Genomic DNA, 12,375 nt, shown 5'->3' on the forward strand with positions numbered 1-12,375 from the left:
CCCGCCGGCAGCAACGCCGCCGACGATCGGCTCCCAACCATCCCTGCTCCCCTTAAGTTCGGAGCAGGAAGCTATCCACCAGGCTGACCGGGTGCACCGAGATTGAGTCAGAGCCAGATTTGCGCGCCGATTATGGAATGGCCCGCCCCTCCCCAGCGTCGGGATAGTCTCGACGCATCGTAGCATAGGGAGGCGGATGAGATGGACGTGTCGGTGATCGGAATTGATCTTGGCAAGAACTCGTGCAGCGTCGCCGGCATGGACGAAGCCGGGAGCGTGGTTTTCCGCCGCCGGGCGACCCGGCTCGGCGTGGTGGAGATCGTCCGGCGGCATCCGGGTTGCATCGTCGCGATGGAGGCCTGCTGCGGGGCGCATCACCTGGGCCGGGTCTTCCTCGAAGAGGGCCACGAGGTGCGGCTGATGTCGCCCGAGTATGTCCGGCCGTACGTGAAGGCGCAGAAGAACGACGACCGGGATGCCGAGGCGATCGCCGAGGCGGCGACCCGGCCGACGATGCGGTTCGTGCCGGTGAAGAGCCAGGAGCAGTCGGACCTGCAGTCGCTGCACCGTGCCCGGGAACGACTGGTCGGTGACCGGACCGCGCTGGTCAACCACCTGCGCGCGCTGCTGCTCGAGCGCGGCCTGATCGTGGCGAAGGGCCGCGCGAAGCTGCGGAGCGAGGTGGATGAGTTCCTCGCCGGCGCAGCGCCCGAGCTCAGCCCGCGCATCAGGATCCTCGTGGTGGACCTCATCGAGGAATGGAACCGCCTCGACGCCCGCATCAAGGCCTTCGACGCCGAGTTCGTCGCCCTCGCGCGTACCGATCCGGCGATGCGCCGCCTGTCGACCGTGCCTGGCATCGGGCCGATCAACGCGACGGCGCTGGTGGCGGCCGTCGGCGACGCCAGAGCCTTCGGCAAGGGGCGCGATCTCGCGGCGTGGCTCGGGCTCGTACCGCGCCAGGCCACGACCGGCGGTAAGCCGAGGCTGCTCGGCATGGGAGTGTCAGAGGCTCTGTGTATCGGGCCGCCGGCCCGGTCCCAGTCTGACCGCGCTCAGCCCTGAATTGGCTTGAAGCGATCCTCGAACATGATGGCGAACTGGTTCACCGCTGTCAGCCACCCTCGAACGGTTCGGCTGGTTTTTTCGTGGCCCCGGATCGCGAGGTAGATCAGCTTCTCGGCGGCGTCCTCCGAGGGAAACGAGCCTCTGGTCTTGATCGCCTTGCGGATGATCCGATTGAGACTTTCTATCGCGTTTGTTGTGTAGATTACCCGGCGGATCTCGGGGCCAAAGGCAAAGAACGGGATCACTTCCTGCCAGGCCCTGCGCCAAGCCTGGGCGATCGACGGATACTGCCGCCCCCAGTCCGCGTCGAAGGCCTCGAGCGCGTCCCAGGCCGCCTCGGCCGTCTCCGCGACATAGACCTCGCGCAGCTTGGCCGCGACCGCCTTGCGATCCTTCCACGAGCAGAAGTTCAGCGAGTGGCGAACCAGATGCACGACGCAGGTTTGGACCATGGTCTCTGGGAAGGCGGCGGTGATCGCCTCGGGGAAGCCTTTGAGCCCGTCGACGACCGCGATCAGGATGTCCTGGACCCCGCGATTACGTAGCTCAGTCATCACCGAGAGCCAGAACTTCGCACCCTCGTTCTCGGCGATCCAGAGCCCCAAAACCTCCCGCTCGCCCTCGCCAGTGATGCCCAAGGCGAGGTAAACCGCCTTGTTCTTGACGATCCGGCTGTCCTTGTCGCGGATCTTCACCCGAAGCGCGTCGAAGATTACCACCGGGTAGACCGCGTCCAGGGCCCGCGAGCGCCACTCCTTCACCTCGTCGAGCACCGCGTCGGTCACGCGACTGATCAGGTCGGGAGAGACCTCCAGCCCATAAAGCTCCTCGAGATGTCCGCGGATGTCGCGCACGCTCATGCCGCGCGCGTACATCGCGATGATCTTCTCATCGAGCCCGTCAATGCGGGTCTGGCCCTTGCCGATCAGCCGGGGCTCGAAGCTGCCCTCCCGGTCGCGCGGAACCTCAAGCTCGAAGGCCCCGTCCTCGCTCTTCACCGTCTTCCGGCTCACGCCGTTGCGCCGGTTTGTCTGAACCAGCGGGGCCACCTCGCCGTGCTCGTAACCGAGATGCTCGGTCAGCTCCGCGCCCAGCATCCGCTGCATCAACGCCTTCCGGAGGTCCCTCATCAGGCCACCCTCGGCCATCAGATCCTCAGGCCGCTCGCAGCCCCTCAGCAGCTCGTCCAATATCGCGTCGTCGATCTTCTTCGCCATGGTCCACGCTGTCCTTTCCTCTCAGCATGGACCGGCCGCCTCGTACACAAAAGATCGGACACTCTCCGATCGACGGCCTGGAGGCGCTCGAAGCGGCCGCCGCCGAGGCACTGGCCCAGGGGGTCACCAGCGCCGATGTCGTGCTCAACATTCTCGCCCGGTCCCGATCGGCGCCGATCGGGCGCTGGCTCCGTGACCTGCTCGCACGGCAGCACAAGAATGTCGTCGTGGTGGCGCTGGCGAACAAGCTGGCCCGCATCTGCTGGGCCGTGCTCTCCGGTGGCCATGGCTTTGCCGAGGAGGTCGCCGAAATGCACTGAGAACGAAGCGGCACCGGCTCGCCCGATCCGGAGCCGTCCACGAGGTCTGCGGGCGGTATGAACAGATGGCCCAACAGTCGAACGGCGACGCGCAACCCTGAGAGTTGTCAACGGCCGACCGAGGCCGCGCCGATTACGAGGAGCACGTCGCGCGTATCTCCATCTTGGCAGGGAGCAAGCTCCGAGGCCGGATACGTTGACGCAGACTGGAAGGCAGAATGCTCAAACCTCTTGCGGACGGGGCGGGCCATACGTTGACATCCTGGATGACGGCCACGAGCGCTTGCTCCGAGGTCTTGCGTGCCTCGAGGAAGCCGGGAAAGTAAGTGCCCTGCCGCAGTTTCGGCACCCGCAAGTTCAGCGTGCCCAAACGGGTGTCGAGCGAGCGATCTCGATACCCATTGCGCCAGGTCGTGCGGTCGCCGTTGCGTTCATGGCGCCCAGCACCGATCAGGCCGTCAACATCGGCCTCCATGATCAGTTGAAGGACAGCCTCGGCGATGCTGCGCAGCAGATCGCCCTGATCATGCTTTTGTAAAAACTCTGACAGGTCCATGTTGGTCTTGGTCATCGGGGTCTCCGTGGGTCCGTGGTTGAAGTCGCCAAACTCCACCTCGACCATACACCTCGATGGCCACCTGAGATTACACCGAGCGTGCCGGTGAAATTACACCACGCCCGTGGACGCTACCCCCGGTTCCGCTTCCAGGCGTCTTCTGACTGGGAGCGGGCCTTGTCCGCTCGCACGAACCGGTTGGGCTGCGCGTCATGATACTCGCGCAGGCAAATCCGGATGACTTCCGACAGCGATTTGCCCGCGCCCTTCGACCCAGCCTGCAACCATTCCTCGACATCCTGGTCGAGCGTGACAGTCACTCGGGTTTTACCCATTGGGGCGCTTCCGGATCAGGCCGATCACGGTGTCCATGGCTAGGGCCATGCTGAGCACAATCCCCGTCTCGGCGATGGGGCTGCCGCCGAGAGGCAGGAAGTAGAGGTAGCCAGGCAGGGCGGCATGAGCGGCCGATAGCACAAGCAGGATGGCACCGCCGAGGGCTAAGGATTTCATGAGGCGTCTCTCCAAGTTCGTGGACGCCCTTGGTGATGGCCGGAACGTGTTAACAAAGAGTAAACACTGCATCACTCGTGCAAAACTCAGGATTTATGCACTGCGACCCGCCGCCAACGATATCAACCGCTTGGCCCGTGCAAAACTCGCGTGCATAATCGGCCAATGAAAACCATCGGATACGCCCGCGTCTCTACCACCGGCCAGAGCCTCGACGCCCAGCTTGAGCAGCTGGCGGCCATGTCGTGCGATCTGGTGTTCCGAGAGACGATCAGCGGCGCGCGCGCCGACCGGCCGGAGCTGAGCAGCGCCATGGCGCTGCTCGACGAAGGCGACGTTCTGGCCGTTACCAGGCTCGACCGCCTGGCCCGCTCGACCCGCGATCTCCTCGACATCGTGCAGACCATCGACGCCAGGGGCGCGCGGTTGCGGTCGCTCGCCGATCCATGGGCCGATACCACCACGCCGGGCGGCAGGCTGATCCTCACCGTGCTGGGAGGTATCGCCGAGTTCGAGCGTAGCCTGATACATGAGCGCACCGCCGAGGGTCGCGCCCGCGCCAAGACCGCTGGGCGTCATCTCGGGCGGCCATTCACGCTCACCCCGCATCAACGCCAGGAGGCGCTGCGCCTACGCGCGGAAGGGCAGGACAATGCCGCCATCGCCCGCCTCATGGGCGTGTCGCGTTCGACGATTTCGAGGATTTCGTGACGGGAGGAAGAAGGGCGCCGGCCTCTCCCAGCCGCTGATCGACGAAGACAATGAGGCCGCCGCGTAAGGCGGCCTTATTACCGTGCCTGCGGTTGGACCTGCGCCCGCACCCGCGCCAGGACCGCCGTCCGCACTTCGTTGTAAACGGAAATAGCCGAGGCTGGACCGGTCTCGATACTTACTGCCAGCGCGAACGGAACCTCGTCATCCGCCTCAAGCGCGTCGGTCGGCGAGCTGCAGCTGATGCGCAAGACGATGTCGCCATTGTCGGCGAAGCCGACACCAGCCTCCCCTGCCCGCCGCTCATGGAAGACGGTGCCACGATGCGCGGCGTCCTTGGTCGGCTGCGGCACTGTCCGACGGCTGCGCTCCACACCGGCCCCCAAGTCGGCACTACCACCGGGCTCGATCCGGAGCTGCGCATCCCTGTAGAAACGATGGCGCGGGCTGACGGGCGTCAGCCAGGCGAGCGTCGTGGTCACGGCGCGCCATTCCGCGATGTTTTCCAGACTGGGAGGCAGCGGGAGACGGAACACTGCCGCCTGATCGCGGCGGATGCTTCCCGAGCCGACAATGATCGCCCGGTTGGCGGCGCATGCGATAACCCGTTCCACATCGCATCGGCCGAAGCCGAGAAAACGGGCCACATCATCGTCCTGGTGCTGCCACGATGCATTGCCGGCCGGATCGGCGATCTGCTGGACGAGCACGGCGGCGGCCGGGTCCCAGGCGGCGCCATGGACAAGCAGGACCTTCGCCATCAATCCCAGATCGAGCAACGGCGTTTCACCGTGGAGCGAGCCGCCGCCGATATCGAGCAGCGTGTCGATCACCCGGTGGGCGGCCCGCGTCGCCAGCGCGGCCGCGGGGCTGGTGCCAAAGGTCCGGCGGGTGCGATCAAGGCGCCCGGTGCGATCCGGACAGGCTGCTTCCACACCAAAGCCGTGGGCGACCGCCGGCAGCCGCGCCCGAACGGGATTCTGGCTTTGCCGCAACGCCAATCTTTCCCGGCCGCCGGCGAACAGCAGCTCCGGCTTCACGCCACGGCGGTATCCCAGCCCGAGGCCCGAACTCACATTCGGCAGTTCGAGCCCATCATAAGGGTCGAGCTGCATCCCGGTCACCGGCCCGGCCGGACCTGATTCCCAGTGACCGGCGCCGATGGTCAGGGCGTTGATGGCTTCGGCCGGAGCCAGCAGGCTCCGTTGAGCGCGCGTGGCATTCACGGCCTGCAGCACCGTCCCCGTCCGGGCGCGCGCGTCGGTGGTCTCAAGTGCACCCCAAGACTGAGCGCCCGCAATGTCGAGGTCGTCGAGAATATTGCCGGCACTTACGATGACAAGAAGCCGGTAGCGGTAGGCGAGCCAGTCGATGAGCCGGGCCCAAGGGCTCATCATCCCGGCGAAGGGGCGCAAGGCATCTCCCAGCGACAGATTCAGAATGCGCACGCTGGGCGCTGTCGGCGCTTCGCCCGCCTCCCCTTCGAACAGGCGCCGGACGCATCGATAGATCGTGTCGAGGAGGAGCCGGTCGGACGGGAACACTTCAGACCGGCCAATCCCGTTCCCATGCAGGACTGGCCGGACATAGAGTGGCCGCGGCAGTGGGGCACCGTTCTCCTGCAGATCGCCGTGGACGATCAATGACGCCATCTCGGTTCCATGAACCTGTTCAGCTGCATTGCCATAGCGGGACGACAGCCCGTCTGGGTCCTCGATCGTCAGCCGTCCGGCCAGCAGCGCATGTCCCGCCAGCGGGAGACCGTCAAGAAGCGCCGCTAGCGGTGCGTCGGCGGCCAGGGGACCTGTCCCCCGTGTCTGGTCGGCCACCGACAATCCCGCCCCATCGTCATCCTCCGGCGGGATCACCGCCGCGACTGATTGCGGACGGATAAACATCAGCCCATCGATCCGGGCGAGCGAGACTGTCCGGTCATCGATCATGCGCTGGATCACGGCGGCCGGCAGTTCCGCCAGCAAGGCCGTGTAGCGGATCTCCTCGATATCCGCTTCATGCACGACCCGCCCGCCCGCCTCGGCCACCTGGCCCCGGACCGACTCCCGGCCAGCGCTCCGGCGCGCGGTGCCGTCCAGATACCAGAGCTCAAGCTCGACACGCTGCGAAGCCTCCGGCGCGGTCCCGAGCTGTTCGCGCCAGATGGCGATCACATCGTCCGGCAGTCGGTCTTGCGGTCCCCATGGCCGCATATCCCGCAGCCGCTCAAAAATCGGCTTCCATTTGCCGAAACCGTAGGGCAGCGCGTCATGCTGCTGCCAATGCCGCCACAGCCGCACCAACTCCCGCAGGGCAGCGACATCCGGCATGGCGAAATAAAGCCGCTCCGAGACGCTCCGGTCGGGGCGCTCGCGCTCACGCTCCACCGTGACGAAATCCGCATCGGCCATCGCCTCGATTTCGGCCTCGGCCAGCAGTTCCAGACCCGGAATGTTGGCGGCTGCCGCATAGAAGTCGCTCAAGGTGCTGGCGACCTCGAACACAATGGCCCGATCCGGCGCGATGCTGTTCGGATCGCTCTGCAGGGCGGCCAGTTGTGCCGGGTCGCCGAGCGCGGCGGCGAGGCGGTCGAAGCGCGGACCGAGGCGCGCGCCCTGCCGTCCCCGGCCGGGCGGCCGGACGCTTTCGCGGGGCGGGTTCCCGGCCGCCCGGCGTTCAGGGACCGGTCCGGGCAGCGGGAGCAACGGGCGATCAGGCATCGTCCATCCGGCCTGCCACCGCGCCGCTGACCGTCCCCCTCGCCTGCCAGATTGCCAACTGGCTTTCGAGGCTCTGCTTCAGGTTGGCTGTGTTCAGCGCCAGGACATGCTGGCGCCGCACATCCAGACAGAACTCCTCAGCTTCCGCGTAGGAAACCGCGCCCAGCGTCTTCACGATCCGCTCTGCCGAGACCCCGGCCTTCTCGTTCCAGGACTGCAGGAAACGCTCGAAATACCGCTTGAGCGCTGTCTGATCCGGTGCCGGCAGGCTCAGCCGTAACTGGAACCGTCGCCAGACCGCCCGGTCCAGCAGTTCCGCGTGATTGGTTGCGGCGACAACTACCGCATAACTCGGCAGACGGTCGATCTGCATCAGCAGCGCCGTCACGACCCTTTTGATCTCGCCGGTTTCCTGGGCGTCTCCGCGTTCCTTGCCAATGGCATCGAATTCATCGAAGAAAAGAACGCAGGGTGTGGTCCGGACGTAGTCGAACAGCCGTTTCAGCCGTTCGGCCGTCTCGCCCAGATAGCTGCCGATCATCGCTTCGTAGCGCACCACGAAGAACGGTACGGCGAGAGCCTCAGCCAAGGCTTCGGCCAGAGTCGTCTTGCCGTTGCCGGGCGGTCCCACCAACAGGACCCGGTGACGCGGATCGAGACCGTGCGCGCGCAGCAGCTCGGCGCGATGCTGTTCCTCCACCAGTTGCCGGCAGCTATCGAGGACCACGTCCGGCAGGACCAGGTCATTGAGCTGCCGTTCCGGCGTCAGCTCTAGCAACGCCTCCCGTTCCGGTGCCGCGGCGGTCTGCCGGTGCAGCGCGGCAATATTGTGTCCATTCATACTCATTGCTCGCTGAAGCCTGTCTGCCAAGACGTTGTGCTGTTTCTTGCGCTCTTCGGCGATGATCGATTCCACAGTGCGTTGCACGCCCTGCCGGTCGCCAGTGCTGCTCGCTTTCACCAAAGAGATGAGGAGGTCACTTCGTGACATGGCGCCTCTCCGGCGCGAGATCAGCCGCTTCCGCCTGGCGCTCCCGGTCAAGCTTCTCGATCATCGCTTCGAGAATCCATGTGTTGCGTGGGACCCGCACGGCGCGCGCTTTCCGTTCGTGATCGATATCGCTCACAATGTCGCGCGGCACTCGGACCGTCAGCGCGGTCACGTCTTCCCCATCCTGTTTCATTCCCTTGGCCATGACTATCCCTAGCACAGCAACCGAATAACTGCCATCAGAAAGATGGCAATATGATATCAAATAAGAGTCTGGATGATGTAGTTTTGATTCGGTCATCAGGAGACTTCCGTCTCTGTGCCGCCCCTAGCGGGTCGGGCTCTATGCGACGCATGCCGCACCGCCCCGAACCGCCGTCTCCGACGTCTCGGCCATCCGGTAACTATCCCTCGCTGGGAAGAAGCGCTCTCCAGCGCACACGCGCCTTCCACGGGGGCAAGGGGCACCGCCCCTATCCCTCCGCCACCAGGCTACGGCACAGGCCGGGCCGCGTCCGGAGAGCCGGGCCGAGTTGCCTGCCCGGCCGCAGCAGCCCGGCCCTGCCCGCCTGCGAGGCGCCCCCTACCCCGGTATCGGCAAAGGGGTGCAGCCGCTGCAGCACCCCTTCAGCGTGACTTTTCCACGAGCCGGAGACCGACCATGACCGCCACCCTGACCGAAATCCCTGTCCGAGCTGGTCCCGGCCAAGCGCCACGTCCGGCGCACCGCGACCGGCAGCCTTGACGTCCAGTTCGCATCTTCTAGATACTGACATGATATCAGTTCGATATCGTGTGAGCCCGTCCCGTGTTTATCTATGCCGACGAAACCGGCCATACCGGCCGGCATATCTTTCAGAACCCGCCGCTCTATCGGATTGGCGCGTTGCTAAGCGTGGCCGATGCCGAGCAGGCCCTGGCCCCTATTATCTTCCCGCCGGCCGGGGCCGAGAGCGATGGCCGCCTGCACGCGCACAATCTCGACCCGGTCCGGGTCGCGGCCATGCTGCCGTCCATTCTCGACGCGCTCGATGCGTCTGGCCCCTGGCGCTTCCTGCTCGGCGAGATCGAGAAGGATTATGTGGCCACGACCAAGTTCGTCGATACGGTGTTCGACAGCGGCGAAAACGCCGCTGTTCCGGCGCAATGGTACAATCTCCGCCTGTTCCGGCACACCCTCTGCCTTGCCGCGGATGCTGCCTTGCGCGAGCGTCATCGGCAGATTTTCTGGCAAGCCTATATGGACGATGACATGGCTGGGATCGTGGCCGTCGCTGAAAAGGTGGATGTTTTCGCCAGGACGCGCGTGCCAGACCCGCGTTTGCGGGAAGTGATCCGGGATGCGATCGCCTATCTCCGTCGCTACCCCAAGGATTTCACCCTGTCCGCATCCCGCGGCCGGCGGGCCTATCAGGGCCACACACCCAATATAATCGCCTTCAGCTTCATCTTCGACGCCGTTCACCGGTTCGTGGACGAGACTGGTAGCCGGCCGCAAGCGTTGATTCATGACCGGCAGCAGGAGTTCGGCACGTCGATGCGGGAATGGGCTCAGCTGTTCGGCCATATCCGGCGCGAAGATCACCGCGGGCTAGCCCGGATCGACGCCGTCGACTACCGCCTGCCAGACCTGTCGCTACCGAGTTCGAGGGACGTCGCGGCCTTACAGGCGGTCGATCTGCTGCTTTGGACCCTGACCCGCAATGACGCGGTCCTTGCCGAAGCGCGCCGCCGGCTCGAAACACGGACCGATTCCTATGCCATCTCGCGCCGCATTTCGGAGACGATCGTCGCCGAAGGCATAGCGCAGGCGAGCGGGCCACTGAGCGACGAGGCGCTGGAGCGGGGCAGGAGCCTTCTCGACCAATGGGAGAATGACCGGCAACAACGGATTCGGGACCGGAGGGCGGCAGCCTCGACGCGGTAAGACTACCACACTGCCCGGAGATATCGGGCAGATGTGTCAGAGGCATTGAATTGATATCAATTAGATGCCACTGTGATTCACAGCGATAACATTCCCCGGAGCATAACCCATGATTATTACCGTCGGGGGCATCAAGGGTGGGTCGGGCAAGACCACGATTGCCACCAATCTTGCGGTCCTGCGCGCCCAGAGCGGCCGCGATCTCCTGCTGGTCGATGCCGACGATCAGGAGACGGCGTCGGACTTCACCATGCTGCGCAACGAGAAGCTCCCGAATGGCGCCGGCTTCACCTCCATCAAGCTGACCGGCGCGGCGGTCCGTACCGAAATCCGCCGTCTGGCTGACAAGTACGACGACGTCGTGATCGACACCGGCGGGCGTGACACCTCAAGCCAGCGGGCGGCGCTGACGGTCAGCAATGTCCTGCTCGTGCCCTTCGTGCCGCGCAGCTTTGATGTCTGGACGCTGGAGAAGGTCTCGCAGCTCGTTGCTGAAATGCGCGCTGCCAATCCTGAGCTGGCGGCCTATGCCTTCATCAACCGGGCAGATCCGCGCGGTCAGGACAACGCCGAAGCGGAGGAGGTGATCCGGGACACGCAGGAACTGACCCTGATCGAGACGCCGATCGGCGCCCGCAAGGCCTTCGGCAATGCCGCCGCACAGGGTCTGTCCGTCATCGAGCTCAAGCCACAGGACGCGAAGGCCACGGACGAAGTCATGATGCTATGCCGGCATCTGTTTGATATCACCGAGACATCACGCGCAGCAGTGGGAGCCTAAGTCATGGCGATCGCACGCAAACCGAAGGCAACCGCTGAAACCGCAACACGCTCCGAACGCGAGATCGAGTTGCTGATCAACAAGGGCGGCAGCGTCGCCGAGCTGCACGAAGGGAAGGGAAGGGGGGCCGCAAAGACCACCAATGTGGTCCTCCGGCTGCCAGCCGATATGCTAGAGCGGGTCGATGAAGCGGTCGAGAGCCGCGCCCTGCGGATCCCCCGGCACACTTGGCTGCTGGAAGCCGTCCTCGAAAAGCTGGAGCGTGAGAAGTCATCCTGATATCGTAGAGATATCATTATAGTGTCAGAAGCCGCGAAAGTCCCGATGCAGACCCGCCGTTTCATCGACAACCAGTTCGACCTGTTCATCCTGAGCCTGACGGAGTTCAAGCTTCGGGACAGCCGGGAGACCATGGAACGGCCGTTCTTCTCGCTCGCCAAGCGCAAGCGCCTGCAGCCGATCGAGTATAAGAGCGATGACGTCTGGGTGCGCGTGGAGCCGCATCAGAACTACGGCATGGCCACCATCTGGGATGCCGATATCCTGATCTGGGCGGCCTCCGCCCTCATCGACATGAAGAATCGCGGGGTCAACGACATTCCGAACGAGCTGCATTTCCAGCCCTACGATCTGCTGAAATCTATCAAACGCTCCACCGGCGGCGAACACTACAAGCGACTGCGCGAAGCGCTCTCCCGGCTGCGCAGCACCAATATCCGCACCAATATCCGGGCCCCGAAAGGCAAGCGCTTTGCCGAGTTCAGCTGGATCTCAGAATGGACCGACTTGGTCGATGAGCAGACCGGCGAGAGCCGCGGCATGAGCATCGTCCTCTCGCAATGGTTCGTGCAGGGCGTCCTGCAGAAGGGCGGCGTGCTGGCCATCGACCCGGAATATTTCTCGATCACCGGCGGCCGGGAACGCTGGCTCTACCGCGTGGCGCGAAAACATGCCGGCGGGGCAGGGGCCGAGGGTTTTGCCATCAGCCTCCCGACCCTGTTCGAAAAATCTGGGGCCGAGGGCACTTACAGGCGATTCAAGTTCGAGATGCAGAAGCTCTGCAAGCGGAACGAACTGCCGAGCGTCAAGCTGAGCTGGGAAGAGATGCCGGGCAAGGAACCCCGCATCCGCATGATTATGCGCAACGCCGTGCCGGATGATGACGAGGTGGTCGCCACCCCGACGCGGATCCGGAAATCCCGCAAGCCGAAGTCCAAGATCCCGCCGCCGAGCGAGCCGATGGCCCTGTTCCTGCGCCGGGACCTGTCCGACACCACCATCGCCCGGGTCCGAAAGGACTTTCCAGGCTGGGACATCTATGCGCTGAAGACCGAGTTCGATGCCTGGCTCGCGGATGACCCGGCGCGTCGGCCCAAGGATTACCAAGCCGCCTTCTATGGTTTCGTACGCCGCTACCACGGCAGGCAGTTCGGGACATGAAAAGGCGTTCCCGATAGGCCGACATCGCGGCGATCCGGCGATAGCCATAGCGGCCGTACTGGGTGGCGAGTGCGACGATATCGGCGGTGAGCGCCGCGTCATCGGCCCGCCCCTTCGGCGCCTTTCTCTGGGTCGAG

11 protein-coding genes and 4 pseudogenes are annotated in these 12,375 nt (G+C 64.8%); 7 read left to right on the plus strand and 8 right to left on the minus strand.

Annotated elements, in window-relative coordinates:
* Nucleotides 1–201: 201 nt before the first annotated feature.
* A pseudogene (locus ACLJK8_RS20205) lies at nucleotides 202–999 on the plus strand (IS110 family transposase); the annotation flags it as partial.
* 56 nt (nucleotides 1,000–1,055) lie between these two features.
* Here ACLJK8_RS20205 and ACLJK8_RS20210 read toward each other — a convergent pair.
* Nucleotides 1,056–2,285: an IS256 family transposase gene (locus ACLJK8_RS20210; protein WP_413152168.1), complete on the minus strand. Its 1,230-nt coding sequence runs from the start codon at nucleotides 2,283–2,285 to the stop codon at nucleotides 1,056–1,058.
* A 179-nt stretch (nucleotides 2,286–2,464) separates the two neighbouring features.
* Between ACLJK8_RS20210 and ACLJK8_RS20215 the strand changes: the two are divergent.
* Nucleotides 2,465–2,605: pseudogene (locus tag ACLJK8_RS20215) on the plus strand (IS110 family transposase); the annotation flags it as partial.
* A gap of 259 nt (nucleotides 2,606–2,864) precedes the next feature.
* On the opposite strand, the pseudogene ACLJK8_RS20220 reads toward ACLJK8_RS20215, so the two are convergent.
* From ACLJK8_RS20220 to ACLJK8_RS20230, 3 genes and pseudogenes are all read right to left on the minus strand, one after another.
* A pseudogene (locus ACLJK8_RS20220) lies at nucleotides 2,865–3,176 on the minus strand (transposase); the annotation flags it as partial.
* Nucleotides 3,177–3,292: 116 nt separating this feature from the next.
* Nucleotides 3,293–3,496, minus strand: a complete 204-nt coding sequence (locus tag ACLJK8_RS20225; RefSeq protein WP_413152169.1) for a ribbon-helix-helix protein, CopG family — start codon at nucleotides 3,494–3,496, stop codon at nucleotides 3,293–3,295.
* A complete protein-coding gene (locus tag ACLJK8_RS20230; protein ID WP_413152170.1) occupies nucleotides 3,489–3,674 on the minus strand; it encodes a hypothetical protein in 186 nt (61 codons plus the stop codon). The genes ACLJK8_RS20225 and ACLJK8_RS20230 overlap by 8 nt, the downstream gene beginning before the upstream one ends.
* 165 nt (nucleotides 3,675–3,839) lie before the next feature.
* Between ACLJK8_RS20230 and ACLJK8_RS20235 the strand changes: the two genes are divergently transcribed.
* The gene (locus tag ACLJK8_RS20235; RefSeq protein ID WP_413152171.1) at nucleotides 3,840–4,385 is read left to right on the plus strand and encodes a recombinase family protein; all 546 of its coding nucleotides are present in this window, start codon (nucleotides 3,840–3,842) and stop codon (nucleotides 4,383–4,385) included.
* Nucleotides 4,386–4,462: 77 nt separating this feature from the next.
* On the opposite strand, the gene ACLJK8_RS20240 is transcribed toward ACLJK8_RS20235, so the two are convergent.
* The 3 genes from ACLJK8_RS20240 to ACLJK8_RS20250 are packed head-to-tail and all read right to left on the minus strand — an operon-like array spanning nucleotide 4,463 to nucleotide 8,391.
* Entirely contained in the window at nucleotides 4,463–7,099 is a 2,637-nt protein-coding gene (locus ACLJK8_RS20240) for a S8 family serine peptidase (RefSeq protein WP_413152172.1), read from the minus strand.
* On the minus strand, nucleotides 7,092–8,090 hold the full coding sequence (locus ACLJK8_RS20245; RefSeq protein ID WP_413152173.1) for an AAA family ATPase: 999 nt from the start codon (nucleotides 8,088–8,090) through the stop codon (nucleotides 7,092–7,094). Before ACLJK8_RS20245 ends, ACLJK8_RS20240 begins: the two co-directional genes overlap by 8 nt.
* Nucleotides 8,077–8,391, minus strand: a complete 315-nt coding sequence (locus tag ACLJK8_RS20250) for a hypothetical protein (RefSeq protein ID WP_413152174.1) — start codon at nucleotides 8,389–8,391, stop codon at nucleotides 8,077–8,079. The genes ACLJK8_RS20245 and ACLJK8_RS20250 overlap by 14 nt, the downstream gene beginning before the upstream one ends.
* A 507-nt stretch (nucleotides 8,392–8,898) precedes the next feature.
* Between ACLJK8_RS20250 and ACLJK8_RS20255 the strand changes: the two genes are divergently transcribed.
* The 4 genes from ACLJK8_RS20255 to ACLJK8_RS20270 all read left to right on the plus strand — a co-directional run bounded on the left by ACLJK8_RS20255 (nucleotide 8,899) and on the right by ACLJK8_RS20270 (nucleotide 12,238).
* Nucleotides 8,899–10,017, plus strand: a complete 1,119-nt coding sequence (locus ACLJK8_RS20255; protein WP_413152175.1) for a hypothetical protein — start codon at nucleotides 8,899–8,901, stop codon at nucleotides 10,015–10,017.
* Between the two features lie 109 nt (nucleotides 10,018–10,126).
* Nucleotides 10,127–10,798: an AAA family ATPase gene (locus ACLJK8_RS20260; protein WP_413152176.1), complete on the plus strand. Its 672-nt coding sequence runs from the start codon at nucleotides 10,127–10,129 to the stop codon at nucleotides 10,796–10,798.
* Nucleotides 10,799–10,801: 3 nt separating this feature from the next.
* Nucleotides 10,802–11,077 (plus strand): hypothetical protein, encoded by a 276-nt coding sequence (locus ACLJK8_RS20265; protein WP_413152177.1) that lies wholly within the window; start codon nucleotides 10,802–10,804, stop codon nucleotides 11,075–11,077.
* Nucleotides 11,078–11,122: 45 nt separating this feature from the next.
* Nucleotides 11,123–12,238, plus strand: a complete 1,116-nt coding sequence (locus ACLJK8_RS20270) for a replication initiator protein A (protein ID WP_413152178.1) — start codon at nucleotides 11,123–11,125, stop codon at nucleotides 12,236–12,238.
* Nucleotides 12,239–12,260: 22 nt separating this feature from the next.
* On the opposite strand, the pseudogene ACLJK8_RS20275 reads toward ACLJK8_RS20270, so the two are convergent.
* Nucleotides 12,261–12,375: pseudogene (locus tag ACLJK8_RS20275) on the minus strand (IS3 family transposase); the annotation flags it as partial.

Origin of the sequence: Amaricoccus sp. W119, assembly GCF_047275745.1 — a bacterium.
Taxonomy (GTDB): domain Bacteria; phylum Pseudomonadota; class Alphaproteobacteria; order Rhodobacterales; family Rhodobacteraceae; genus Amaricoccus.

What these genes read in the sequence shown, in the direction of transcription:
- ACLJK8_RS20210 (WP_413152168.1), bottom strand. Translation starts at nt 2,285, where the DNA reads ATGGCGAAGAAGATCGACGACGCGATATTGGACGAGCTGCTGAGGGGC.
- ACLJK8_RS20225 (WP_413152169.1), bottom strand. Translation starts at nt 3,496, where the DNA reads ATGGGTAAAACCCGAGTGACTGTCACGCTCGACCAGGATGTCGAGGAA.
- ACLJK8_RS20230 (WP_413152170.1), bottom strand. Translation starts at nt 3,674, where the DNA reads ATGAAATCCTTAGCCCTCGGCGGTGCCATCCTGCTTGTGCTATCGGCC.
- ACLJK8_RS20235 (WP_413152171.1), top strand. Translation starts at nt 3,840, where the DNA reads ATGAAAACCATCGGATACGCCCGCGTCTCTACCACCGGCCAGAGCCTC.
- ACLJK8_RS20240 (WP_413152172.1), bottom strand. Translation starts at nt 7,099, where the DNA reads ATGCCTGATCGCCCGTTGCTCCCGCTGCCCGGACCGGTCCCTGAACGC.
- ACLJK8_RS20245 (WP_413152173.1), bottom strand. Translation starts at nt 8,090, where the DNA reads ATGTCACGAAGTGACCTCCTCATCTCTTTGGTGAAAGCGAGCAGCACT.
- ACLJK8_RS20250 (WP_413152174.1), bottom strand. Translation starts at nt 8,391, where the DNA reads ATGACCGAATCAAAACTACATCATCCAGACTCTTATTTGATATCATAT.
- ACLJK8_RS20260 (WP_413152176.1), top strand. Translation starts at nt 10,127, where the DNA reads ATGATTATTACCGTCGGGGGCATCAAGGGTGGGTCGGGCAAGACCACG.
- ACLJK8_RS20265 (WP_413152177.1), top strand. Translation starts at nt 10,802, where the DNA reads ATGGCGATCGCACGCAAACCGAAGGCAACCGCTGAAACCGCAACACGC.
- ACLJK8_RS20270 (WP_413152178.1), top strand. Translation starts at nt 11,123, where the DNA reads ATGCAGACCCGCCGTTTCATCGACAACCAGTTCGACCTGTTCATCCTG.